The organism is Friedmanniella luteola, assembly GCF_900105065.1.
Lineage (GTDB): Bacteria > Actinomycetota > Actinomycetes > Propionibacteriales > Propionibacteriaceae > Microlunatus > Microlunatus luteolus.
This window is the reverse complement of sequence record NZ_LT629749.1, coordinates 804,597-828,464: the sequence shown is the minus strand read 5'-3', so window position 1 is coordinate 828,464 and position 23,868 is coordinate 804,597. Positions and strand designations below refer to the sequence as shown.

Here is a 23,868-nt window from a genome sequence, read left to right as displayed (position 1 = left end):
GGACACTGGGGACCCCGGTCGCGCGTCGGCGCCGGAGATCCGAGCCGGAGGTGGTGGGTCGTGCGGGTGGTCGGTCTGACGGACGACGGCGGGGACTCGGCGTCGACCGTCTTCGTGCACCCTCTCGCGCACGGCGCCGACCCGACGGTCGTCGCCCACGACGCGGGCTGGGCGGTGGTCCGGCCGCTGTCGGCCGACCGCGGCCCGGACGGGGAGATCGTGCTGACCCTGCGGGTGCGGGCCCTCGACGGCGAGCCCCGCCCGCCCGACCCCGGACGAGGCCGCGACGCCGGGCTGCAGCTGCCGCCCGACGCCGAGCTCGAGGTGCGGCAGCGGGTCGCGGCCTACGCCGTCGTGCTCTCGGACCGGGGCCTGCTGGCCACCGAGTACTCCGACCGCACCGCCGTGCCCGGCCGCTGGGGGATGCCGGGCGGGGGCATCGACGCGGACGAGCAGCCTGCCGACGCCGTCCTCCGCGAGGTGGGCGAGGAGACCGACCAGAGCGTGGTGCTGGACGACCTCGTCTCGGTGCAGACGTCGCACTGGGTGGGCCGCAGCCCCCGCGGCACCCTGGAGGACTTCCAGGCCGTCCGGCTGGTCTACCGGGCGACCTGCCCGGAACCGCGCGAGCCGCGCGTGCTCGACGTCGGCGGCACGACCGAGTCGGCCCGCTGGGTCCCGCTGGCGACGTGGCCGCAGGTCCCCTGGACCCACAACTGGGAGCAGCTGCTCGGCGAGCTGCTCCGCTGACCCGCGGGGCCCGGCCTCAGCGCACGTCGCCGAGCAGGTCCTGGCGGGTCAGGACGCCGACCGGGTGGCCGTCGTCGAGGACCAGCAGGGCGTCGTCCTCGACCAGCAGGGCGACGGCGCCGGACACGGCCTCGGTGGCCCCCAGCGTCGGGAGCGGTTGCTCCATGACCGTCGCGACCGGGTCGGCCGGCCCGGCGCGGTGGCTGAACAGCGCCCCGAGCAGCCCGCGCTCGCTGACCGAGCCGACGACCTCCGCCGCCATCACCGGCGGCTCCGCCTTGACCACCGGCATCTGGGAGACGCCGTACTCGCGGAGGATGGCCACCGCCTCGGCGATCGTCTCGTTGGGGTGGGTGTGGACCAGCGAGGGCAGCTCGCCCGACTTCTCGCGCAGCACGTCCCCGACGACCCGCACCGACTCCTCCGGCCGCGGCGCGAAGCCGTAGCGGGCCAGCCAGTCGTCGTTGAAGATCTTGGTCAGGTAGCCCCGCCCGGAGTCGGGCAGCAGGACGACGATGACCGCGTCCGGGTCGTCGATCTCGGCGGCCAGCCGGACGGCCGCGGCGGTGGCCATCCCGCACGAGCCCCCGACCAGCAGGGCCTCCTCGCGCGCCAGCCGTCGCGTCATGGCGAAGGAGTCCGCGTCGGTGACCTCGATGACCCGGTCGGCGATGGTCGCGTCGTAGGTGCTCGGCCAGAAGTCCTCGCCCACGCCCTCGACGAGGTAGGGCCGGCCCGTGCCGCCGGAGTAGACCGAGCCGCGCGGGTCGGCGCCGACCACCTGGACGCGGCCGCCGGAGACCTCCTTGAGGTACCGGCCGGCGCCGCTGATCGTGCCGCCCGTCCCCATCCCGGTGACGAAGTGGGTGATCCGGCCCTCCGTCTGCGCCCAGATCTCCGGACCCGTGGTCTCGTAGTGGCTCAGCGGGTTGTTGGGGTTGCTGTACTGGTCCGGCTTCCACGCGCCCGGGATCTCGCGCACCAGCCGGTCCGACGTCGAGTAGTAGGAGTCCGGGTGGTCGGGCTCGACGGCGGTGGGGCAGACGACGACGCGGGCCCCGTAGGCCGCGAGCACGTTCCGCTTGTCCTCGCTGACCTTGTCGGGGCAGACGAAGACGCAGGAGTAGCCGCGGCCCTGGGCGGCGATGGCCAGCCCGACGCCGGTGTTGCCGCTGGTCGGCTCGACGATGGTCCCGCCCGGCTTGAGCGAGCCGTCACGCTCGGCCGCCTCGATCATCTTGACCGCGATCCGGTCCTTCACCGAGCCGCCCGGGTTGAGGTACTCGACCTTGGCCAGGACCAGGGGGACGACGTCGCCGGTGACGCGGGAGAGCTTCACCAGCGGGGTGTTGCCGATCAGCTCGGTCAGGGAGTTCACGTACTGCACGGGCCGAGCCTAACGGGACGGGCCGCCGGTGCTGCGGCGTGCGGCTCCGGGACGCACGAGGGCCGCGGCACCCTGGCTGGGTGACGCGGCCCTCGTGGTCGGGTTCTGAGGCCGGCTCGGGAGCCGGCGCCGGACTACCGGCGGAGGTAGGACAGCAGGCGCAGCATCTCGACGTAGAGCCAGACCATCGTGACGGTCAGGCCGAACGCCGCACGCCAGGACTCGCGCGCCGGGGCGCCCATGGCGACACCCTTCTCGACGTAGTCGAAGTCGAGCACCAGGTTGAGCACCGCGAGCACGATCGCGAACGCCGAGATCCCCAGGGCCAGCGGACCGACCGGGCCGGTGATGCCGCCGCGGATGCCGCCGGTGCCGGTGGCCAGGCTGAAGATGAAGTTGACCAGCATCAGGGCCGCGAAGGCGATGGTCGAGATGACCACGACCTTCTGGAACTTGGCGGTCACCCGGATGTTGAAGAACTTGTAGGCCGCCAGGGTGACCCCCGCCGCGAAGAAGGTCGCCACCACGGCCTGCGCCACGATGCCGGGGTAGTACCCCTCGAAGACCTTGCTGATCATGCCGATGAAGACACCCTCGATGGCCGCGTAGGCGAGCACCAGGGGCGGGGACACCAGCCGGCGGAACGAGACCACCAGGACCACGAGGAACCCGACGAGGCCGGAGAGGACCATGGCGGGGAAGTAGAGGGAGTCGGGGACGAGCATCCAGGCCAGCCCCGCGGTGATGGCCAGCAGCCCCAGGGTGACGGCGGTCTTGGTGACCACGTCGTCGAAGGTCATCCGACCTTCGGGCGCCTGCTGCACCGGCGCCGGCTGCCCGTAGGCCTCCGGCGGGTACTGGTTGTACGGCGAGCGCCCGTACTGGTTCTGACCGTACTGCGGTGCTGCGGGCGTGAACGCGTCCTGCTTGGAGAGGATCGGGTTCGAACTGCGCAACATGTGATGTCCTCCTGAGCGAGCACCAGGGGCGGCGCTACGGAGCAAGTCTACGAACCGGTGCCTCCGGGGCCGGCACGTCCACACCATGAATCCGCTAAGAACGGCCGCCCGCTCCTCAGCCGTGCCGAGGGTGCCCCCGATGGGACTCGAACCCATACTGCGGCGGGTTTAAGCCGCCTGCCTCTGCCGTTGGGCTACGGGGGCCCGCGGCGGCCGATCCTAGCCGCGGCGGGTTCGAGCCGCCTGCTTCTGCCGTTGGGCTACGGGGGCCCGCGGCGCCGAGCCGCAGCCGGGCTCAGCCGGTCGGGGTCGCGGTCGGGGACGGGGTGCTGCCGCTCAGCCGGGCCCGCGTCTCGGCCGGCAGGTCGTCGACGTCGCCGGTCACCACCCGGTCGTCGATGACCACCTCGGCGTCGGGGGTGAAGTGCACCGGCTGCACCCCGGTGATGAGCCCGGTGGCGTCGTCACGGAAGTAGAAGTAGACGTCGGCGCTCTTCAGCGGCGGCGAGAACGGGGTGCTGAACGAGGTGATGGTGGGCTGGCGGACGCCGCCGGCCGTGCCCTCCTGCATGCCGACCGTCCACGACCCGTCGGCGTGCTCGACCACCGTCGGCCCCGCCTCGCTGTGGAAGTGGCCCCACAGCACCAGCCGGGCGCCGGGGTCGGCCGCCGTCATCAGCACGACGGAGGCGGCCGGCTGGTGGACCAGCAGCACGTCCACCGGGCGCGCCGCGGCGGCCTGCAGCATCCGGGCGCCCAGCTGCTCCTCGCTCTCGGGGCGGTCCAGGGTCCGGTCCTGGCTGAAGGGCACGTTGTGCTCGGGGTCGTCGTCGCCGAGCGTCCGCAGCCCGGCGACCTCGACGACGCCGCCGTCCAGGACGACCATCTCCTCGGCCCGCTGCTGGGCCTCGGTGACGTCGGAGTCGTGGTTGCCGCTGGACACCACCAGGGGGACGCCCGCGCCGGCCGCGATGCCGGCCTCGCGGCGGATGCAGGTCTTCTCCACGGCCGTGCCGTTGACGGTGTCGTCGCCGGAGCTGAGGACGACCCGCGGCCGGGTGGCCAGCGTGAGCCGGGTGATCAGCTCGGTCATCGCCTGGTTGCAGTGCAGGTCGCTGAAGCCGAGCAGCATCGTCTCCCCCGGCCGGGGGCGCGGCAGCCGGTCCAGCTGGGAGGACAGGTCGTCGACGGCGGTGTCGACGTAGGTCCGGACCGCCGCCTGCTGGCGTCCGCTGAGCAGGGTCACGCCGCGGACGCCGCGGTCGAGCAGGTCCGCCAGCACCCGGCTGTCGACCGTCACCGACGCGAACCGGCTGCCGGCGGCGATCGTGATGGGGATGCGGGTGCCGGCCGGGGAGCTGGGCGCGAGGATGGAGCCGAGGACCAGCACCAGCACGACGACGTACGCCACGCCGGTCCGCCGGCGGGTGACCGTGCGGGCCACCCACGGGCTCAGCAGCTGGCTGCGGAGCCGCCAGACGGCGAAGGCCAGCAGCAGCACGGCCTCCGCCCCCGCCCCCTGCAGCAGGGCGGCCACCTGGAGCTCGTCGACGATGGCCCCGATGACGACCTCGGGTTCCTCGTACAGGCTGGTGTAGGCCGCCAGCGTCTTGGAGGAGAACAGTGAGTTCAGCGTCGACGCCGCCGTCCCCACGCTGCCCACCGTCGCCGTGACGCCCACCGGCGCGACCGGGCTGGGCAGGAAGGCCCGGCCGATCGGGCCGAGGTCGACGGCGATCTCGCCGGAGAAGCTGGTGGCGAAGGTGACCCGGTGCGGGCCGACGTAGTCCTCGACCTCGGCGTGGCCGATCCCCCACAGGGCGGCGAAGGGCGCGGCCAGCAGGGCGGCGACCAGGGTGGTGCCCAGCGCCCGCAGCACCCCCGACCACAGCGCGCGGCGCGACCGCACGCGCGCGGCGTGGCGCGCGAGCACGGTGACGAGGCTGCGGCGCTGGGCGGTCCCGGTCGGTGCGCGTCGCGTCCGTCCGGCGTCGGGCCGGAACGGGCGCCCCGTCGAACCGGCCCGGGACGGCCGACGCCCGGAGGAGGGGCCGTCCATAGGACCTCGAGACTACCGCCCGCCGGGCGCGTCCGACGCTCAGTGCGGGCCGGTCGGCCCCGCCGTGCGCAGCAGGTCCAGCGCGGTGCCGTCGAGGATGTCGGACTCGCTGACCAGCCAGCCCTCGACGCGCAGCCGCTCCGCGATACGGACGGCGATCAGCGTGCCGGCGGTCACGACGTCGGCCCGGCCGGGGTGCATCGAGGGCAGCGCCCTGATCTCCTCGACCGTCGCCCCGACCAGCCGCGTGAACAGGGCGTGCAGCGCGGGCAGCGTGATCACCGAGCCGTGCACCCGCGCCCGGTCGTACTGCTCGAGGCCGAGGTGGACGCCGGCCAGCGTCGTCGCGGTGCCCGCGACGCCGATCCAGGTGCCGACGGCCGCGAAGTCGATGCCGCTGGTGTCGAGCTGGGCGTCGACGTGGGCGGCCGCCTCGGCGACGGCCTCCGGGGCGGGCGGGTGCGCGGACAGGAAGCGCTCCGTCAGCCGGACCGAGCCGATGTCGAGCGAGACGGCCGACGCCACCGCCCCCGCGGCGCTGCCGACGATGAGCTCGGTCGAGCCGCCGCCGATGTCGACGACCAGCACCGGCTCCGCCCCGGGGCGGACCCGGCTGAGCGCCCCGACGAAGGAGAGCTGCGCCTCGGTGTCCCCGCTGATCACCTCCGGCGTCACCCCGAGCCGGTCGTGGACGCCGGAGAAGAACGCGTCGCGGTTGCGGGCGTCGCGGGAGGCGGAGGTGGCGACGAAGCGGATCCGGCTGCTCGGCACCCCGGCATCGCGGATGAGGGCCGCGTAGGCGTCGGTGGCCGCGAAGGTGCGGGCCAGCGCGTCGGGGTGGAACTCCCCCGTGGCGTCGACGCCCTGGCCCAGCCGGACGATCTCGGTGCGCCGGTCCAGCTCGAGCAGCCCGCCGTCGGGGCCGGCCTCGGCGATCAGCAGCCGGATGGAGTTCGTCCCGCAGTCGACGGCGGCGACCCTGTTCACCGGTCCTCCTCGCGGTCGGTGCTGCTGTCGTCGGTGCTGCTGTGGTCGGGGCGGCCCGCGTCGGCCAGGCAGGGCCGGCGCCAGAACTCACCGACGGCGGCGAGCGCCTCGTCGCCGAGCGGGTTCACGCCCGGACCGGCGGCCAGGCTGTGCGCCACCAGCACGTGCAGGCACTTGACGCGGTCGGGCATCCCGCCGGCGCTGACGCCGGCGATCTCGGGCACGTCACCCAGCTCGGCGCGGTCCCGCAGGTAGGCCTCGTGCGCCGCCCGGTAGGCGCCGGCCAGCGCCGGGTCCTGCTGCAGCCGGGCGGTCATCGTCGCCATGACGCCCTGGGACTCCAGCGTGGAGCAGGCCGACGTCGCCCGCGGGCAGGTCAGGTAGTAGGTGGTGGGGAACGGGGTGCCGTCGGCGAGCCGGGGCTCGGTCGCGACGACCGCCGGCTTGCCGCAGGGGCAGCGGGCGGCGACGCCGGCCACCCCGCGCGGGCGCCGCTGCAGCTGGGCCGTCACCGTCGTCTCGTCCTCCGCCGTCAGGGGTTCGCGCACGGCGACAGTCTGGCAGGCGGCCCGCCCGCGCGCGGGCGCCGACCTGTCCGACGTGGTGCCGGTCGGAGCGACGCGGCCTCTGACCACGCGGCCCTCCACTAGGGTGCGGCGGGTGATCACGGTCGCCGCGCTGAGCCCGTCCCTCGACCTGACCTACCTGCTGGACTCCTACGCCCTCGGGCGGATGCACCGCACGCCCGGGCCGATCGCCGTGGCCGGGGGCAAGGCCCTCAACATGGCGCGGGCGGCGCGCGCGGTGGGCGCCGAGGTGGTCGTCGTCGTGCTGCTCGGCGGTCCGACCGGCCAGCGGGTGGCGCGGATCGGCCGCTCGGAGGGGCTGGAGCTGGTCGTGGTGGAGGCCGACGCGGAGACCCGGACCTGCGTCTCGGTGGCCGCCGCGGACACCGGTGAGCTGACCGAGATCTACGAGGACTCCCCCGGCGTGCCGCCCGCGGTGCTGGACCGCCTCGAGACGGTGCTGGCCGCCGAGCTCGGCCGACGTCCGGGCTGGCTGTCGATCTCGGGCCGCGGGCCGGTGGGGTCGCCGGACGCCGTGCCCGACCTGGTCCGGCTGGGGGCGGCCGCCGGGGCCGCCGTCGCCGTGGACAGCCACGGGGAGGCGCTCCCCGGGGCCGTCGCCGCCCGGCCGGCGCTGCTCAAGATCAACCGGGCCGAGGCGGCGGAGGTGCTCGGCGTGCCCGAGGACGGGGACCTCGCGGCGATGGCGACGGCGCTGCACGCCCGCAGCGGGGCCGCGGTGGTGCTCACCGACTCGACGGCGGGCGCGGTGACCGCGGGAGCCGACGGCGTCTGGCGGGTCGGGGCCTCCACGCGGCGCGGCCGGTACGCCGTGGGCAGCGGGGACAGCTTCCTCGGCGGCCTGCTCGCGGGGCTCGACGGGGGCCGGCCGCTGGCCGAGGCCGTCCGGCTGGGCACCGGCTGCGCCGTGGCGAACGCCCTCGTCCCCGGCCAGGGGCACTTCGACGTCGAGGTGGCCCGCACGGTGGCGGACGAGGTGACGCTCAGCCGGCTGGGCTGAGCGCCGCGCTCACCGGGGCCCGTCGGCCGGCTCGGTCCGGGCCGTGATCGTCTTCTCCTTCGGCTTCGCCGGCGCCGGCTTGTCGGCCGTGGCCACCGAGCCCCAGAGCTCGGCCCACCAGGCGTCCTGCGGTTCGGCGATCCCGGTGCCGGACGACTCGATCTCGGCGCCGCCGCCCAGCGGGTTCCCGTCGGCGTCGACGACCTGGTAGCCGGTCTCGCCCGGGACGACCCAGCCGAGCCGCTGCCGCGCCTGGGTGCGGACGTAGTCGGCGTCACCCCAGCGGCCGAGCTCCCCCTGCAGGTCGCTGATCTTCTGCTGCCGCTCCCCGATCTCGGCGCGGGTGGAGGCGATCTCGTGCGCCTGGGCGAAGTAGATGCGCAGCGACGAGGCGTAGGAGATGGTCAGCACCAGCAGCACCACGACGAGCGCGATCGCCCGGGTGGTCAGGCTGGCCCCCAGCCGCGACGCCCGTCGGGCGGGTCCGAGGGGGGACGCGCCCGACCCGGAGATCACCGGGTCGGGCGCGGACGGCGACGCCGGTCGCGGCGGGGCCGCCGCCCCGGGACGGAGCGGCGGCCGGGCGCGGGTCTTGCCCCGGCCCGGGCCGGAGCCGGGGCGCGCCGGCGGACGGGGTCCGCTCGGCACGCTCAAGCCCTCCGGCCGGGACGGGGGTGGGGAAGGCGCAGCCGGGTCATGGTGCCCAGCATGCCTGCGCTCAGCCCTTGAACCGCGGGAACGCGCCGAGGCCGGCGTAGCGGGCCGCGTCGTCCAGGTCCTCCTCGATGCGGAGCAGCTGGTTGTACTTGGCCACCCGGTCGGTGCGTGCCGGCGCGCCCGACTTGATCTGGCCGCAGTTGGTGGCCACGGCCAAGTCGGCGATGGTCGTGTCCTCGGTCTCGCCCGAGCGGTGGCTCATCATGCAGCGGAAGCCGGCCCGGTGCGCGAGGTCGACGGCGTCGAGGGTCTCGGTGAGCGAGCCGATCTGGTTCACCTTGACGAGCAGCGCGGAGGCCGCCTTCTCGTCGATGCCCCGCTGCAGGCGGGTGACGTTGGTGACGAACAGGTCGTCGCCCACCACCTGGACCTGGTCGCCGATGCGGCCCATCAGGGCGCTCCAGCCGGCCCAGTCGTCCTCGGCCAGCGGGTCCTCGATGGAGACGATCGGGAAGTCGCGGACCCACTGCTCGTAGATCGCGGTCATCTCGTCGGCGGACTTGGTGCCGCCTTCCCAGCTGTAGACCCCGTTCTCGAAGAACTCGCTCGAGGCCACGTCGAGGGCGAGCGCGATGTCGGTGCCCAGCTTGAGGCCGGTCGACTCGACGGCGGTGGAGATCAGCTCGAGCGCGGCCACGTTGGCCGGCAGGTTGGGGGCGAAGCCGCCCTCGTCACCGAGTCCGGTCGACAGGCCCTGCTTCTTCAGCACCGACTTGAGCGCGTGGTAAACCGACGCGCCCTGCTCGAGGGCGTCGCGGAAGGTGGTCGCGCCGATCGGGGCGATCATGAACTCCTGCACGTCCACGTCGGAGTCGGCGTGGGAGCCGCCGTTGACGATGTTCATCATCGGCACCGGCAGCGTGTGGGCGTTCGGGCCGCCGACGTAGCGGTAGAGCGGCAGGTCCGCGGAGTTGGCCGCGGCGTGCGCCACGGCCAGCGAGACGCCGAGGATCGCGTTCGCGCCCAGCTTGGCCTTGTTGTCGGTGCCGTCCAGGTCCAGCATCGCCTGGTCGACGAGCCGCTGCTCGCTGGCCTCGTAGCCGACGAGCTCGGGACCGAGCTGGTCGATCACGCCGAGGACGGCCTTGCTGACGCCCTTGCCGCCGTAGCGGTCGCCGCCGTCCCGCAGCTCCACCGCCTCGAAGGCCCCGGTGGAGGCGCCCGAGGGCACCGCGGCCCGGCCCTCCGAGCCGTCGTCGAGGATCACCTCGACCTCGACCGTGGGGTTGCCGCGGGAATCCAGGATTTCGCGTGCGCCGACGAACTCGATACTCGCCACGAGTGCTGCCTTTCGGTGGTGCCCCGGCTCTCCAGCGACCCCGGGGCGAGGGAGATCAGATATCGGCCCTCACCCTAGCGGCGTCGGCCGGGGCGGTCAGCGGGGCGCCCCGGGGGTGGTCGGGCTCAGGAGCGGCGACGGCCGATCCGCTGGGCGAGGTTGACCCCGACGATGCCCAGCCAGGCCACGACCAGGGCCGGGAGCCCGCTCTCGCTGACGGCGATCGCGGTCACGGGGATGCCGGTCCCCAGCGAGATGATGCCCAGCACGAAGCCCTGCCGCTGGGCGGTGCGCTCCAGCTCCCGGTCGACGTCGGCCGTGCTGCCGCTGTGCCGGAGCTCGGCGGTCCGGTAGGCCACCAGCTCCTCGACGCGCTCGGCGAGGCCGTTGGCGATGTGCTCGTCGTACTCGGGGCCGAGCTCCTTGCGCGCCTCCCAGGCCGCCCTCACGTCGGCCCGGGTGGCCGGGTCGCCGTACGGCGGCCTGGGCGGGGGGCGACGCGGCGGCTCGGTCATGCTCAGCAGGCTAGTGCGCCGGAGGCCCCGCGGGCATGGACGCGGCGAGATCGGCCTCGGCGGCCAGGACGCGCCGCTCGAGCGCGCGGACGGCGTCGCGGACGGCCTGCTCCGGGTCGACGCCGCTGGCGTGGGCGCGGGCGACGAGGTCGAGCACCGTCGCCCCCACCTCCTCGGCGGTGACGGGCTGCTGGGGCAGGTCCACCGGCACCTGCCGGGAGCGGGAGCGGGCGACGACCTTGTGCCCGCGGGCCAGCGCGGACATCTGCTCGGGGATGCCCTGCAGCGCCGAGGTCCGGCCCTTCTCCACGGCCTTGCGCTGCTCCCACGTGCGGTGCAGGTCGGCGGGCACGGCGTCGGGGACCCCCGAGCCGCCGGCTGGCGCGAAGACGTGCGGGTGCCGGCTGACCAGCTTGTCGGCGATCCCCCGGGCGACGTCCTCGAGGCCGAAGGCGGCCGCGATCTCGGCGTGGAACACCACCTGGAGCAGCAGGTCGCCCAGCTCCTCGCGCAGGTGCGCCTCGTCGCCGGACTCGATGGCCTCGACGGTCTCGGCCGCCTCCTCCAGCAGGTACTGGACCAGCGTCCGGTGGGTCTGCTCCGCGTCCCAGGGGCAGCGCCGGCGCAGCACCTCCATCACCTCGACGAGACGGCCGGTCTCCGGCAGGCCGGGGCCGGGTCCGGCGACGGGCGCGTCGGTCACCGACGGCTCACGGGGCGGGCGTGGGCGCGACCGGCTCCGACAGCGAGCCGCTCTGGCCGGTGACGACCGTCTTCTGCGCCGGGTCCAGCACGCCGTAGCGCGGGTTGAGCGTCACGTCGCGGTGCGCGATCTCGGCGAGGAACGCGTCCGCGCCGAGCTTCTGGGCCACGATTTGGGAGTCGGCGACGTCGTAGACGACCTCGCGGGCCGCCGGCACCTGGGCCAGCGGCGCGAGCTCGCTGGACGCCAGCACGGCGTCGCGGTCCGCGTCGGTGAGGGCGATGTCCTTCTCGGCGGCGATCTGCTCGGCCAGCTGGCCCTGGATCATGGCGTTGACCACCGCCTCCTGGGAGACCGTCTGACCCTCCTGCAGCGTGGAGCTGAGCCCGGTCACCGCCTGCTCGAGCTGGCTCTGCGTGATCGTGGCGTTCCCGACGTAGGCGACGACCGAGGGCGACGCGCCGCTGCAGCCGGTCAGGGCCACGGCGGCCACGACAGCGGCCGCCGCGCGCCGCATCCGGGGGGCAGGGAGGAGCTTCATCGACCGTCCTTGTCGGTGGTGCGGGGCCGGGTGGCTGGCGCCGATCCTACGGGTCCGGGCCCGCTCAGCCGAGGAACACGTCCTGGATCACCTTGCCGCACCAGGCCAGCAGGGCGGTGTCGGTGACCGGCGGGCCGCCGATGGTGGAGCTGACGGGCCGGGGCACCAGGATGATGGCCGCCGTCTCCTTCACCAGCGTGCGCGGGTAGAGCCGCTGCAGCCTCAGCTTCTTGGAGTCGGGGAGGTCCGCGGGACCGAAGCGGATGTGGTTGCCCTGGCTGACGACCTCCCGGACGCCCGCCGTGCGGGCCAGCAGCCGGAACCGCGCCACCTCCATCAGGGTGAGCACGGGCGCCGGCGGCGGGCCGTAGCGGTCGTGCAGCTCCGCCTCCACGGCCTTGAGGTCGGCCTCGGCGCGCACCTCGGCCAGCCGCTTGTACATCTCCAGCCGCAGCCGCTCGGACTCGACGTAGTCGGTCGGCAGGTGCGCGTCGACGGGGAGCTCGATCCGCACCTCCGGCTCGGGCTCGGTGTCGACGCCCCGGTACTCCGCGACCGCCTCGCCGACCAGGCGGATGTAGAGGTCGAAGCCGACGTCGGCGATGTGCCCGGACTGCTCGCCGCCCAGCATGTTGCCGGCGCCCCGGATCTCCAGGTCCTTCATGGCGATGGCCATCCCGGCGCCCAGGTCGGTGTGCGCCGCGATGGTGGCCAGCCGGTCGTGGGCCGTCTCGGTCAGCGGCTTGTCCGGCGGGTAGAGGAAGTAGGCGTAGCCGCGCTCGCGGCCCCGGCCGACGCGGCCGCGCAGCTGGTGCAGCTGGGACAGGCCCAGCAGGTCCGAGCGCTCGATCAGCAGCGTGTTGGCGCTGGAGATGTCCAGGCCCGCCTCGACGATGGTCGTCGCCACCAGCACGTCGGCCCGCCGCTCCCAGAAGTCCACCATCACCTGCTCCAGGCGGTGCTCCCCCATCTGGCCGTGCGCGGTGACCACGCGTGCCTCGGGCACCAGCTCGCTGATCCGCCGAGCGACCTTGTCGATGCTCTGCACCCGGTTGTGCACGTAGAACACCTGGCCCTCGCGCATCAGCTCGCGCCGGATGGCCGCGGTGACCTGGGCCTCGTCGTAGGGCCCGGCGAAGGTCAGCACCGGGTGCCGCTCCTCGGGCGGGGTGGCGATGGTGCTCATCTCCCGGATGCCGGTGACCGCCATCTCCAGGGTGCGCGGGATCGGCGTCGCGGACATGGCGAGCACGTCGACGTGGGTCCGGAGCCGCTTCAGCTGCTCCTTGTGCTCGACGCCGAAGCGCTGCTCCTCGTCGATGATCACCAGGCCGAGGTCCTTGAACTTCACCTCACCGCCCAGCAGGCGGTGGGTGCCGACGACGACGTCGACCTTGCCCTCGGCCACGCCCTCCATCGTCGCCCTGACCTCGGCCTCGGACTGGAAGCGGCTGAGCGGGGCGACGTTGACGGGGAACCCGGCGTAGCGGTCGGCGAAGGTGGCGTGGTGCTGCTGGACCAGCAGGGTCGTCGGCACCAGGATCGCCACCTGCTTGCCGTCCTGCACGGCCTTGAACGCGGCCCGGACGGCGATCTCGGTCTTGCCGTAGCCGACGTCGCCGCAGATCAGCCGGTCCATCGGCACGATCTGCTCCATGTCGCGCTTGACCTCGTCGATGGCGGCCAGCTGGTCGGGGGTCTCGACGAAGTTGAAGGCGTCCTCGAGCTCGCGCTGCCAGGTGGTGTCCGGGGAGAAGGCGTGCCCGCGGGTGGCCTGCCGGGCTGCGTAGAGCTTGATCAGCTCGGCTGCGATCTCCCGGACCGCCTTGCGGGCGCGGCCCTTCCGCTTGGCCCAGTCGGCGCCGCCCATCTTGTCCAGCGTCGGGCTCTCGCCCCCGACGTAGCGGGTGACCTGGTCGAGCTGGTCCATCGGGACGAAGAGCCGGTCGCCCGGCTGGCCGCGCTTGGAGGGCGCGTACTCGATCAGCAGGTACTCCCGCGTCGCGTCCTGGACGGTGCGCTGCACCATCTCGACGTAGCGGCCGACGCCGTGCTGGGCGTGCACCACCGGGTCGCCGGGGACGAGCTCCAGCGGGTTGATCTGGTTCTTGCGCCGACCGGGCAGCTTGCGCGCGGACTTGTCGGGCGGCCGCTGCCCCGACAGGTCCGAGGTGGTGAAGAGGGCGAGCTTGAGGCTGTCGGCGACGAAGCCGGTGCGCAGCTCACCGGTGACGATGGTGACCAGGCCCTCGGCCGGGGTCTCGGTCAGGTCGTCGCGCTCGCGGACGGCCAGCTCGCGCTCGGCGGCGACCTCGGCGTAGCGCTTGCTGGTGCCCTTGCCCTCGGCGACCAGCACGACGCGCCAGCCCGCGCGGGCCCGGCGGGCGATGTCGGCGATGGCCGCCTCGGTGTCGCCGCGGTGGCTCTCGGCGACGTGGCCGGCGATGGTGCGGGACTCGACGCCCGCGGCGCTGACGGAGGTGCGCAGGTCGACGACCTCACCGTCGTCGGTGCGCAGGGGGCCGTCCGCGCCGGCGGAGCCGTCGCCCGGGCCGGAGCTGAACGGGGACAGCGTCCACCAGGCCAGCCCGCGGGCCATCGCGACGGAGCGGACGTCGGACAGCGGGCGGTAGGACGAGGCGCCCAGGTCGACGGGCGCCTTCCCGCCACCGGCGGCCGCCGCCCAGGACGCGTGCAGGAACTCCTCGCTGGTCTTGACCAGGTCCACCGCCCGGCCGCGGACCAGCTCAGGGTCGCAGACCAGGACGTGGGTGTCCGGCGGCAGCAGCTCGACCAGCAGCTCCATCCCGTCGACGAGCACCGGGGACAGCGCCTCCATGCCGTCGACGGCGTGGCCCTGGGCGATCCGCTCCAGCATGTCCGACAGCTCGGGGTGCGCCAGCGACAGCGCGGCGGCGCGGGCCTTGACCTCGTCGGTGAGCAGCAGCTCCCGGCACGGCGAGGCGGTGACCTCGCGCAGCGTGAGCTCGCTGGAGCGCTGGTCGGCGACGGTGAAGTAGCGGATCTCCTCGACGGTGTCGCCGAAGAAGTCGATCCGGACCGGGTGCTCCTCGGTCGGCGGGAAGACGTCGAGGATGCCACCGCGGACGGCGAACTCGCCGCGCCGCTCGACCAGGTCGACGCGCACGTACGCGGCGCCGACGAGCCGGGCGGTCAGCTCGCCGAGGTCGTGGTCCTCGCCGGTGACGATCCGCACCGGCAGCAGGTCGGCCAGGCCCTTGACCTGCGGCTGCAGGACGCTGCGGACCGGGGCGACCACGATGCGGGGCGGCGGCAGCTCCGCGTTGCCGGCCAGCCGGCGGAGGACGGCGAGCCGACGGCCGACGGTGTCCGAGCGCGGGCTGAGCCGTTCGTGCGGCAGCGTCTCCCAGGCCGGGTAGTACGCGACCGCGTCGTCCCCCGCGAGGGACTGCAGCGCGGCCGTCACGTCCTCGGCCTCGCGGTAGGTGGAGGTCACCACCAGCACGGGCCGGTCGGCGCCGCCGTGCGCGCTGGAGGCCGCCAGCGCGGCCGCCACGAACGGCCGCATGGAGGGCGGGGAGGTCAGGTCGAGCGCCGGCAGCCGACGAGCAACCGCGTCGTCGATGCTGGCGGAGAGGGTCGGATCGGTGCAGAAGAGGTCGACGAGTCCCGTCAGCGTCACCGGACGACCTTACCTGGGCCGGCCGGGTCGCTCCGACCGCGCTCGTCCTGCACCCGGACGGTGACGCCGCACCCGGGCGCCGGGGTGCGACGTCACCCTCGGGGTGCGCGAGCGTCCCCGCGCCGGAACGCCCGTCGCAGCCGCTCCGCGAGCGCCTGCTCGTGGTGCAGGTCGACCGAGCCCCAGCGCACCATCTCCCAGCCCTGGTCGCGCAGGGCGTCCTCCCGCCGCTTCTCCCGGTGGACGACGTCGGCCGCGGTCTCACCGGGTCGCAGCAGCCGCCCGTACGTGACCCGGCCGTCGAACTCCCCCAGCGTGCGGTGCTCCTGCCAGCCGAAGTCACTGCGCCCGACGAAGCAGCCCTGCTCGTCGAGCACCACGAGCTGCAGCGTGGACGGGGGCAGCCCGATCCGGTGCAGCAGCACCCGGCTGCGGGACTCGCCGGCGCTCTCGCTCCGGCCGTCGGCGAACGCGACCACCCGTCGGGCGCGGGCGACCCCCGGCCGCCCGGTCGCCTGCTCCAGGACCAGCCGCAGCTCCCCGCCGTCCAGGCCCTGGCGGAGGGCGGCGTCGGCGACCGCCACCGCGTCGGCGAAGGGCAGCGCACGGCCGAGGTCGACGACCGTCCGGGCGAGGGTGGTCACCGCCAGGCCGTCGAGCAGCGTGACGTCCTCGGCCGGCAGCGGCGCGGCGAAGCGGTGCACGTGGCCGCGCCGGCGCCCCGAGCGGGCGGCGGGCTGGGTCACCTGCACGTGACGGAGGCCGCCGACGGGCAGCGGGAGCCCGTGCAGCACCGCGGCGGAGAGGTGGCTGACGACGCCCCCGCCCAGCTGGGGCACGGTGGCCTGCAGCAGCTGCCGGTGGCGGCCGACGTCGTCGTCGGCCCGCATCCGCGCGTAGGCGCCCCGGCGCAGGTGCTGCAGCTCACCCTGGCGGCGCAGCTGCGTCAGGTCGCTGTACCGGTAGCCCGCGCGACGAGGTCGCGGGCGAGGAGGACGTCGGGGGCTGGGTCGTCGGGCACGGCACCCAGCCGACCACCGCGCCGCACCCGGGAGCAGGGCCGCGAGGAGATCTGTGGATGACCGGCGCTCCTGCACCCTGACGGCGGTCCTGCACCCCTTCGTCGGGGTGCGGGACCACCGCGGGGGTGCAGCAGGGTCAGGAGTTGAAGGCGCTCTGCGTCCGCTCGAGGCCGACCTGGACGACCGACTCGACGGCGTCGGCGGCCCGGACCACCTCGACGCCCAGGCCCTCGCGCTCGCGGGCGGAGAAGTTGCTGAGCAGGAAGTCGGCCGGGTCCTGCCGACCGGGCGGACGGCCGACGCCCACCCGGACCCGGTAGTAGTCACCGGTGCCGAGCGAGCTGCGGATCGACCGCAGGCCGTTGTGGCCGTTGTCGCCGCCGCCGAACTTGACCCGGAGCTGGCCCGGGTCGAGGTCCAGCTCGTCGTGCACGACGACGAGGCGGTCGGGGGCGATCTTGTAGTAGGCGAGCAGCCGCGAGACCGGGCCGCCGGTCTCGTTCATGAAGCTGCGGGACTTCATCAGCCCCAACCGGGGGCTGTCGGTGCCCGGCGGGCCGAGCCGGCTCTCCGCCAGCTCGGCCTTGATGCCCTTGGGCTTGGCGAACGAGGCGCGCGTCCGGTCCGCCAGCTCCTCGACCACGAGGAAGCCGACGTTGTGGCGGTGGCCCGCGTAGGTCGGGCCCGGGTTGCCGAGCCCGACCACCAGCCAGGGCAGCATGCCGCGGGACTACGCCGCGATCAGGACTGCTCGGAGTTGGTGGACTCCTCGGACGACTCGCCCTCCGCAGCCTCGTCCGGGGTCTCCGCGTCCTCGTTGATCGTCGGCTCGATGCCCAGCTCGGCCTCGGCCTCGGCCAGCTCGGCCTCCAGGGCCGCCTCGGACTGGGCGCCGGTGATGTTGATGATCAGCGCGTCGGGGTCGATGCCGAGCGTCGAGCCCTCGGGCAGCTTGACGTCCTTCGCCAGGATCTGGGTGCCGGCCCGCAGGCCCTCGATCGAGACGACGATCTCGGTCGGGATGGCGGTGGCGTCGGCCTCGACCGGGATGCTCGTGTGGTCGATGACGACCAGGGTCTCCGGGGCGGCCTCGCCCTCGACGAGGATGGCGACGTCGACGGTCACCAGCTCGCCGCGGCGGACCAGGACCAGGTCGACGTGCTCGATGGTGTGCTTCAGCGGGTCGCGCTGGACCTGCTTCGGCAGCGCGAGCTGCGAGGTGCCGTCGACGTCGATCGACAGCAGCGCGTTGTTGGTGCGCAGCGCGAGCAGGGTCTCGTGACCCGGCAGCGTGATGTGGATCGGGTCGGTGCCGTGGCCGTAGAGCACGGCGGGCACCTTGTGGGCACGGCGGATCCGGCGGGCAGCGCCCTTGCCGAACTCGGTGCGGACTTCGGCGGTGAGCTTGACCTCGGGCACGTGACGAACTCCTCTGACAACTAAGACGATGGCTGACCTGCGAAGGCCTGGCGAGGAGGCGGACGACGTCCGGGCGGGATGGGGCGCACGGGCAGCCCACATCTCTCGTCGATCACGGTTCGCGACCCTCGCCGAGGCAACTGGTCCACCTTAGCGGAACCGGCGTGGGGCCGGAAACCGGGTCACCCCGCGGCCCGAGCCTGTCGGGCCCTTCGACAGGCTCAGGGCGCGGGGGCCACGGGCTCAGGGCGTGGCGCTCAGCTCTGGCCGCCGAAGAGGCTGGTGACGGACCCGTCCTCGAAGACCTCGCGGATGGCGCGGGAGATGAGCGGGGCGATCGAGAGCACCGTCAGGCCCTCGAAGCGGCGCTCGTCGGGGATCGGCAGGGTGTTGGTGACCACGACCTCCTCGAACCCCGTGGCGGTCAGCCGCTCGATGGCCGGGCCGGACAGGACGGCGTGGGTCGCCGCGGCGATGACGGCCTTGGCGCCGCGGGCCTTGAGCGCCTCGGCGGCCTGGCAGATGGTGCCGGCGGTGTCGATCATGTCGTCGACCAGCAGGCAGACCTTGCCCTGCACGTCACCGACGACCTCGTGCACGGCGACGGTGTTGGCGACGTTCGGGTCGCGCCGCTTGTGGATGATCGCCAGCGAGCAGCCGAGCTGGTCGGTCCACATGTCCGCCAGCCGCACCCGGCCGGCATCGGGGGAGACGACCGTCATCTCCGAGGTGTCGTAGCGGTCGGAGATGTGCTTGCTCAGCACCGGCAGCGCCCAGAGGTGGTCCACGGGGCCGTCGAAGAAGCCCTGGATCTGCGCCGCGTGCAGGTCGACCGACATCAGCCGGTTGGCCCCCGCGGTCTTGAACAGGTCGGCCATCAGCCGGGCCGAGATGGGCTCGCGGCCGCGGTGCTTCTTGTCCTGCCGGGCGTAGGGGTAGAAGGGGGCGACGACGGTGATCCGCTTGGCCGAGGCCCGCTTGAGGGCGTCGACCATGATCAGCTGCTCCATCACCCACTCGTTGATGGGGGCGGCGTGGCTCTGGATCACGTAGGCGTCGCAGCCGCGGACCGACTCCTCGAAGCGGACGTAGATCTCGGAGTTCGCGTAGTTGAGGGCCCGGGTGGGGACCAGGCCCAGGTCCAGGTGGTCGGCGATCTCCTCCGCCAGCTCGGGGTAGGCCCGTCCCGAGAAGAGCATCAGGTGCTTCTCGTTGGGCTTCTTGAAACCGGTCATGCCTGGGCGTTCCCCTCGTCGTCCTGCTGGCCCGGGCGCTGGTCGTCGCCCGGGTGGTCGTGCGGCTGGCGGTCCTGCACCTGCTGGGCCTGGACGGGCGCGGGCTGGGCCTGCTGGTCCTGCAGCGGGGCGGGCGCGGCGGCCTGGTCCTGCTCGGGCGCCGCGGCGACCGGGTCGGCGCTGGTGGTGGCCGCCTCGGCGGCCCGTGCCGTCCTCGTCCCCGGCCGCTTGCGCACGACCCAGCCGGCGACGTTGCGCTGCCGGCCGCGGCTGACGGCCAGCGCCCCGATCTCGACGTCGCTGGTGATGGTGGACCCGGCGGCGACGTAGGCGCCGTCGGCCACGACGACGGGGGCGGTCAGCACCGCGTTGCTGCCGACGAAGCTGAAGGCGCCGACGGTGGTCGTCGCCTTGTGCACGCCGTCGTAGTTGGCGAAGATCACGCCGGCCCCGATGTTGGCGCCGTCGCCGATCACGGCGTCGCCCACGTAGGAGAGGTGCGGCGCCTTCGCGCCCGCGCCCAGCTGGGCGTTCTTGGTCTCGACGAAGGTGCCGACCTTGGCCCCCGCGCCCAGCCGCGTGCCGGGCCGCAGGTACGCGAACGGTCCGACCGAGACGTCGGGCCCGATCACCGCGAGCGAGGCGACGGTGCGGCTGACCTGCGCGCGCTCCCCCACCTCGACGTCGACCAGGGTCGTGTCCGGGCCGACCACCGCGCCGGCGGCCACCGACGTCGCGCCCTCCAGCACGGTGCCCGGCAGCAGGGTGACGTCGGTGCCGAGGTCGACCGACGCGTGCACCCAGGTGGTCGCCGGGTCGACGACGGTCACCCCGGCCCGCATCCAGCGGTCGAGGATCCGGCGGTTCACCTCGAGGTTGATCCGGGACAGCTGGACGCGGTCGTTGACGCCCTCGGTCAGCCAGGCGTCCTCGGTCAGGTGCGCGCTGACCAGCCCACCCGCGCGGCGGGCCGAGGCCAGCACGTCGGTGAGGTACAGCTCGCCCTGGCTGTTGTCGGGCCGCAGCCCGGCCAGGCCCTGCGCCAGGGTCGTGGCCTCGAAGACGTAGATGCCGGAGTTGATCTCGCTGATGGAGCGCTGGTGCTCGTCGGCGTCGCGCTGCTCCACGACCGCCTCGACCTGGCCGCTGGGGTCCCGCACCACCCGGCCGTAGCCCGTCGGGTCCGCCACCTGCGCGGTCAGCACGGTGACGGCGGCGCCCTGCGCCCGGTGGTCTGCGAGGAGGCCGGCGAGGGTGTCGCCGTCGAGCATCGGGACATCGCCGTAGGTGACGACGACGTCGCCCACCAGCTCGGGCAGCGCGGCCAGGGCGACCTGGACGGCGTGCCCGGTGCCCCGCTGCTCCTCCTGCACCACCGTCGTGACGTGCGGCGCGATCTCGGCCAGGTGCGCCTCGACCTGCTCGCGCAGGTGGCCGACCACCACGACGACGTGCTGCGGCTGGAGCGTGGTCGCCGCGGTGACGGCGTAGCTGAGCAGCGAGTGGCCCGCCACCTCGTGCAGCAGCTTCGACCGCGCCGACCGCATCCGCTTGCCCTCGCCCGCGGCCAGCACGACCACGGCGGCGACGGGGTGCGCGGCGGCTGCGGGGTCCTCCGTCGGGGACGGGTCGGGCTGCACGGGCGCGTCGGGCTGTCGGGGCATGGAGCTCTCTTCGCTGGGTGGTGGGACGTGTCGGCGGAGCTCCCCGGGTAGGAGTCGAACCTACGTCGCTGGTCCTGATTCAAAGTCAGGCGGGCCCTGCCGGCAGACCAACCGGGGAACGACCGATCCGGGGACCGACCGGGGACCACACTACGCACGCGGGACCCCTGCCGCACGCTCGGCCCGAGCGCGCCGGAGGGTCGCCGCAGGCCCGCGGCGGCACGCGCGACCGACGCGTCGGAGCCCAGGTTTCGCCCGCGGCGGCCCAGCCCGCAGACTGGGCAGCATGGCCACACGGGAACCGGAACGGCGCGAGTCCACGCGCGCCCGGCGTCCCGGCCGCGTCCGGATGACCGGGGCGGACCGCCGCGAGCAGCTGATCGACGTGGCCCGCTCGCTGTTCGCGCTCCGCGGCTTCGACGGCACGTCGGTGGAGGAGATCGCCGCCACGGCGATGGTCAGCAAGCCGGTGGTCTACGAGCACTTCGGTGGCAAGGAGGGGCTCTACGCCGTCGTCGTCGACCGGGAGGTCCGCACCCTGCTGGACGGCATCCGCAGCTCGCTGACCTCGGGTCACCAGCGCGAGCTGCTGGAGCAGGCCGCGCTGGCCCTGCTCGACTACATCGAGGCCCACACCGACGGCTTCCGCATCCTGGCCCGCGACTCCTCCCTCGGCCACGCCGGCGGCTCCTTCGCGACCATCCTCAACGACGTCGCCACGCAGGTGGAGGGCATCCTGTCCGCCGAGTTCAAGCGGCAGGGCCTCGAGCCCAAGCACTCACCGATCTACGCGCAGATGCTCGTCGGCATGGTGGCCAGCACCGGCCAGTGGTGGCTGGACGTGCAGCGCCCGGGCAAGCGCGAGGTGGCGGCCCACCTCGTCAACCTGTCCTGGAACGGGCTCAGCCACCTGCAGGCCAAGCCCACCCTGGTCACCGATCCGGCCCGCTGAGCACCGCGCGCCCGGCCGGCTTGCCCCGTCCCCTCGACGGGCCGTATCGTCGTCTCGGCATCTAAATCGATACAGAAGACGGACCCGCTGTGACCTCGACCCTCTCCCCCGCCCCGCCCACCGGCCGGACCGCCCCGCTCGACTCGAAGGCCGCCTCCCTCGCGGTCGCCGTGCTGTTCGCGGTCAACGGCATGCTGATCGGCGGCAACGCCGGGGCGCTGCCGTCGCTGCGCGCGAAGCTGCTGATCGACGACGGGCACATCGCGGCGATGCTGTTCTGCGCGGGCGTCGCGGGCATCCTCTCGATGCAGGTGGGCGGCCGGCTCGCCGACGCCGTCGGCGCCCGGACGGTGGCGCTGTGCGGCCTGCCGCTGCTGATCGGCGCGGCGGTGACGATCGCCCTCGCCCCCTCCTTCGGTGTCGCCGTCGTCGGCCTGGTCCTGCTGGGGCTCGGCAACGGGGCGATGGACGTGGGCATGAACGCGCTGGGCGTGCAGGTGGAGGCGGCCCGCCGCCGGCCGGTGATGAGCACCTTCCACGCGTGGTTCTCGATCGGGGGCTTCGCCGGTGCCGGGGCCGTGCTGCTGCTCGCCCGCGTGCTGGGCATCGAGGGCGGCGGGATCGTCACCCCGCTGATGCTGGGGCTGGCCGTGATCGCCGCCGTGGTGCTGGTGGTGCTGCTGCGGATCACCCCGCAGAGCGCCGTCGTCCCGCACTCCGTCGACGGCGTCCGGGCGCGGATCCCGCGCGCGGCCTGGGTGCTGGGCGCGATGGCGCTGGCCTTCGGCCTGGCCGAGGGCACCGCCGTCGACTGGTCGGCCATCCACGTCACCGACGTCGCCCGGGTGGACCCGACGACCGGCGCGCTGGGGCTGATCGCCGTCAACGGCTTCATGGTGGTCATCCGTCTGCTGGGCGACCGGCTGGTCGCCCGGTTCGGCCGCCGCGCCGTCGTGCGGTTCGGCGGCACCTGCGCCGCCCTCGGCTACGTGGTCGTGACCCTGGTGGGCAGCCTGCCGCTGCTCGTCGCCGGCTGGTGCCTGGTGGGCTTCGGCGTCGGGATGATCGCCCCGCAGGTCTACGCGGTGGCCGGCCACCTCGGCGGCGGCCGGGTGCTGGCCGTCGTCGTCACCTTCGGCTACGCGGCCTTCCTGATGGGGCCGGCCGTCATCGGCTTCCTCGTCCGGCACCTGGGCATCCAGCACACGATGGCCGTGCCGGCCGTGCTCTGCGCCGGCATCATCGCCCTGGCCGCGACCATGCCGCGCACCGACACCGACCTCGCCGGCCCCCGCGACCGCGGCTGAGCCCCGCCCGTCGGGCCGCCCGGGACCCCGGGCCGCTCCGCCCACCGCCCGTAGGATGCGGGCCATGGCCGTCGACCGCGAACCACGCGACGAGGTCGACCTCGTCGTCGAGGCCTGGTCCCGCGAGCGGCCGGACCTCGACGTGACGCCGATGCGGGTGCTGTCGCGGGTGACCCGGCTGGCCCGCCACCTGGACCGGCAGCGGGCGGCGTCGTTCAACGCGCACGGCCTGGAGACGTGGGAGTTCGACGTGCTGGCCGCGCTCCGCCGGGCGGGCGCGCCGAACCAGCTCTCCCCCGGCCAGCTGCTGCGGGAGACGATGGTCACCTCCGGCACCATGACCAACCGGGTCGACCGGCTGGCCGCGCGGGGCCTCGTCCGCCGCGACCTGCACCCGGGCGACAAGCGCGGGGTGCTCGTCGGGCTGACCGACGCCGGCCGGCTCGCCGTCGACGCCGCCCTGGCCGACCTGCTGGAGGCGGAGCAGCAGCTGCTGGCGGGGCTCGACGAGGGCGACCAGCACCAGCTGGCCCAGACGCTGCGCCGGCTGCTCGTCGTCTACCGCGAGGAGCCGACGGCCGCGCCCTGACCGTCCCCGGCCGCCTCCCAGAGCCGGCGGACCTCCGCCACCTGCTCGGCGAGGGACAGCCCGTCGACGTCGAGGACGACGTCGGCCCGCGGCGGGTCGGCGGCCTGCCAGTCGTGCAGCAGCACGAACTCCGCGTCGGTGAGGTGCACGGTGCGCGTCGCCGCGCGGCGCCGCGCACCGGCCTGGGAGATCCGCAGGTGCACCAGCAGGCAGCCCGGCAGCCCGACGCGGTAGACCGCCGCCGTGGCGGGGGTGACCACGTCCGCGACGACGACGGCGAACCCGGCGCCGTGCAGACCGCGGGCCAGGCCCGCGGCGTTCTGGGCCCCGAGGGCGTGCTGGACCTGCCCCTCGTGTCCCTGCCAGGGTGCGGCGGCACCCGCGACCACCAGCTGGCGGACGTCGTCGGCGTCGACGACCGCGGCCCGCGGGAGGGCCTCGGCGAGCAGCCGGGCGCAGGTGGACTTGCCCACGGCGGGTCCGCCGGTGAGGACCAGGGGGCGCAGCATCAGATCTCCGTCGCGGTCGACGT

The 23,868-nt window shown here is 74.3% G+C and carries 22 protein-coding genes and 2 tRNA genes; 5 read left to right on the top strand and 19 right to left on the bottom strand.

The features are described from left to right. Positions 1–66 precede the first annotated feature (66 nt). Positions 67–750 (top strand): NUDIX hydrolase, encoded by a 684-nt coding sequence (locus BLT72_RS03870; protein ID WP_231930312.1) that lies wholly within the window; start codon positions 67–69, stop codon positions 748–750. Positions 751–766: 16 nt separating this feature from the next. Here the strand turns inward: BLT72_RS03870 and BLT72_RS03865 are convergent, their stop codons facing one another. The 6 genes from BLT72_RS03865 to BLT72_RS03840 form a co-directional block, all read right to left on the bottom strand. After that, positions 767–2,137, bottom strand: coding sequence for a cystathionine beta-synthase (locus BLT72_RS03865; RefSeq protein WP_091410335.1), 1,371 nt, complete (start codon positions 2,135–2,137; stop codon positions 767–769). A gap of 134 nt (positions 2,138–2,271) precedes the next feature. Beyond that, positions 2,272–3,096, bottom strand: coding sequence for a Bax inhibitor-1/YccA family protein (locus tag BLT72_RS03860; RefSeq protein WP_091410333.1), 825 nt, complete (start codon positions 3,094–3,096; stop codon positions 2,272–2,274). A gap of 131 nt (positions 3,097–3,227) precedes the next feature. After that, a tRNA-Leu gene (locus tag BLT72_RS03855) sits at positions 3,228–3,300 on the bottom strand. Between the two features lie 91 nt (positions 3,301–3,391). Further along, positions 3,392–5,029 (bottom strand): metallophosphoesterase family protein, encoded by a 1,638-nt coding sequence (locus tag BLT72_RS03850; protein ID WP_157720291.1) that lies wholly within the window; start codon positions 5,027–5,029, stop codon positions 3,392–3,394. A gap of 165 nt (positions 5,030–5,194) precedes the next feature. Beyond that, complete coding sequence (locus BLT72_RS03845; protein ID WP_091410329.1) at positions 5,195–6,142, bottom strand: Ppx/GppA phosphatase family protein; 948 nt, start codon at positions 6,140–6,142, stop codon at positions 5,195–5,197. Then, positions 6,139–6,690, bottom strand: coding sequence for a DUF501 domain-containing protein (locus BLT72_RS03840; RefSeq protein ID WP_091410327.1), 552 nt, complete (start codon positions 6,688–6,690; stop codon positions 6,139–6,141). Before BLT72_RS03840 ends, BLT72_RS03845 begins: the two co-directional genes overlap by 4 nt. Positions 6,691–6,802: 112 nt before the next feature. Here BLT72_RS03840 and BLT72_RS03835 point away from each other — a divergent pair, with 112 nt between their 5' ends. Further along, positions 6,803–7,729 (top strand): 1-phosphofructokinase family hexose kinase, encoded by a 927-nt coding sequence (locus tag BLT72_RS03835; protein ID WP_091410325.1) that lies wholly within the window; start codon positions 6,803–6,805, stop codon positions 7,727–7,729. 9 nt (positions 7,730–7,738) lie between these two features. Here the strand turns inward: BLT72_RS03835 and BLT72_RS03830 are convergent, their stop codons facing one another. The 12 genes from BLT72_RS03830 to BLT72_RS03775 all read right to left on the bottom strand — a co-directional run bounded on the left by BLT72_RS03830 (position 7,739) and on the right by BLT72_RS03775 (position 20,606). Beyond that, complete coding sequence (locus BLT72_RS03830) at positions 7,739–8,377, bottom strand: FtsB family cell division protein (protein ID WP_157720289.1); 639 nt, start codon at positions 8,375–8,377, stop codon at positions 7,739–7,741. A gap of 70 nt (positions 8,378–8,447) precedes the next feature. After that, the gene (gene eno, locus BLT72_RS03825) at positions 8,448–9,725 is read right to left on the bottom strand and encodes a phosphopyruvate hydratase (protein ID WP_091410323.1); all 1,278 of its coding nucleotides are present in this window, start codon (positions 9,723–9,725) and stop codon (positions 8,448–8,450) included. A 125-nt stretch (positions 9,726–9,850) separates the two neighbouring features. Further along, entirely contained in the window at positions 9,851–10,240 is a 390-nt protein-coding gene (locus BLT72_RS03820) for a hypothetical protein (protein ID WP_091410322.1), read from the bottom strand. Positions 10,241–10,250: 10 nt separating this feature from the next. Next, positions 10,251–10,877 carry a nucleoside triphosphate pyrophosphohydrolase gene (locus BLT72_RS03815; RefSeq protein WP_091416630.1) on the bottom strand — a complete coding sequence of 209 codons (627 nt, stop codon included), beginning with the start codon at positions 10,875–10,877 and terminating at the stop codon, positions 10,251–10,253. Between the two features lie 73 nt (positions 10,878–10,950). Then, complete coding sequence (locus BLT72_RS03810; RefSeq protein WP_157720287.1) at positions 10,951–11,484, bottom strand: SurA N-terminal domain-containing protein; 534 nt, start codon at positions 11,482–11,484, stop codon at positions 10,951–10,953. A 64-nt stretch (positions 11,485–11,548) separates the two neighbouring features. Further along, positions 11,549–15,148: a transcription-repair coupling factor gene (gene mfd / locus BLT72_RS03805; protein WP_231930311.1), complete on the bottom strand. Its 3,600-nt coding sequence runs from the start codon at positions 15,146–15,148 to the stop codon at positions 11,549–11,551. Between the two features lie 92 nt (positions 15,149–15,240). Next, complete coding sequence (locus BLT72_RS03800) at positions 15,241–16,038, bottom strand: hypothetical protein (RefSeq protein ID WP_091410318.1); 798 nt, start codon at positions 16,036–16,038, stop codon at positions 15,241–15,243. A gap of 268 nt (positions 16,039–16,306) precedes the next feature. Then, complete coding sequence (gene pth / locus BLT72_RS03795) at positions 16,307–16,891, bottom strand: aminoacyl-tRNA hydrolase (protein ID WP_091410317.1); 585 nt, start codon at positions 16,889–16,891, stop codon at positions 16,307–16,309. A 20-nt stretch (positions 16,892–16,911) separates the two neighbouring features. Further along, complete coding sequence (locus BLT72_RS03790; protein ID WP_197677191.1) at positions 16,912–17,589, bottom strand: 50S ribosomal protein L25/general stress protein Ctc; 678 nt, start codon at positions 17,587–17,589, stop codon at positions 16,912–16,914. A gap of 257 nt (positions 17,590–17,846) precedes the next feature. Then, positions 17,847–18,824 (bottom strand): ribose-phosphate diphosphokinase, encoded by a 978-nt coding sequence (locus BLT72_RS03785; RefSeq protein ID WP_091410313.1) that lies wholly within the window; start codon positions 18,822–18,824, stop codon positions 17,847–17,849. After that, complete coding sequence (glmU, locus tag BLT72_RS03780) at positions 18,821–20,488, bottom strand: bifunctional UDP-N-acetylglucosamine diphosphorylase/glucosamine-1-phosphate N-acetyltransferase GlmU (protein WP_091410311.1); 1,668 nt, start codon at positions 20,486–20,488, stop codon at positions 18,821–18,823. The genes BLT72_RS03785 and glmU overlap by 4 nt, the downstream gene beginning before the upstream one ends. A gap of 39 nt (positions 20,489–20,527) precedes the next feature. Then, a tRNA-Gln gene (locus BLT72_RS03775) sits at positions 20,528–20,606 on the bottom strand. Positions 20,607–20,837: 231 nt separating this feature from the next. Between BLT72_RS03775 and BLT72_RS03770 the strand changes: the two genes are divergently transcribed. From BLT72_RS03770 to BLT72_RS03760, 3 genes are all read left to right on the top strand, one after another. Continuing rightward, positions 20,838–21,440, top strand: coding sequence for a TetR/AcrR family transcriptional regulator (locus tag BLT72_RS03770; protein WP_231930545.1), 603 nt, complete (start codon positions 20,838–20,840; stop codon positions 21,438–21,440). Between the two features lie 89 nt (positions 21,441–21,529). Then, positions 21,530–22,747: an MFS transporter gene (locus BLT72_RS03765; RefSeq protein WP_231930309.1), complete on the top strand. Its 1,218-nt coding sequence runs from the start codon at positions 21,530–21,532 to the stop codon at positions 22,745–22,747. 64 nt (positions 22,748–22,811) lie between these two features. After that, the gene (locus tag BLT72_RS03760) at positions 22,812–23,336 is read left to right on the top strand and encodes a MarR family winged helix-turn-helix transcriptional regulator (protein WP_091410306.1); all 525 of its coding nucleotides are present in this window, start codon (positions 22,812–22,814) and stop codon (positions 23,334–23,336) included. On the opposite strand, the gene BLT72_RS03755 is transcribed toward BLT72_RS03760, so the two are convergent. After that, positions 23,306–23,845 carry a nucleoside/nucleotide kinase family protein gene (locus tag BLT72_RS03755; RefSeq protein WP_091410304.1) on the bottom strand — a complete coding sequence of 180 codons (540 nt, stop codon included), beginning with the start codon at positions 23,843–23,845 and terminating at the stop codon, positions 23,306–23,308. The two genes, BLT72_RS03760 and BLT72_RS03755, sit on opposite strands and share 31 nt — an antisense overlap. Positions 23,846–23,868 lie beyond the last annotated feature (23 nt).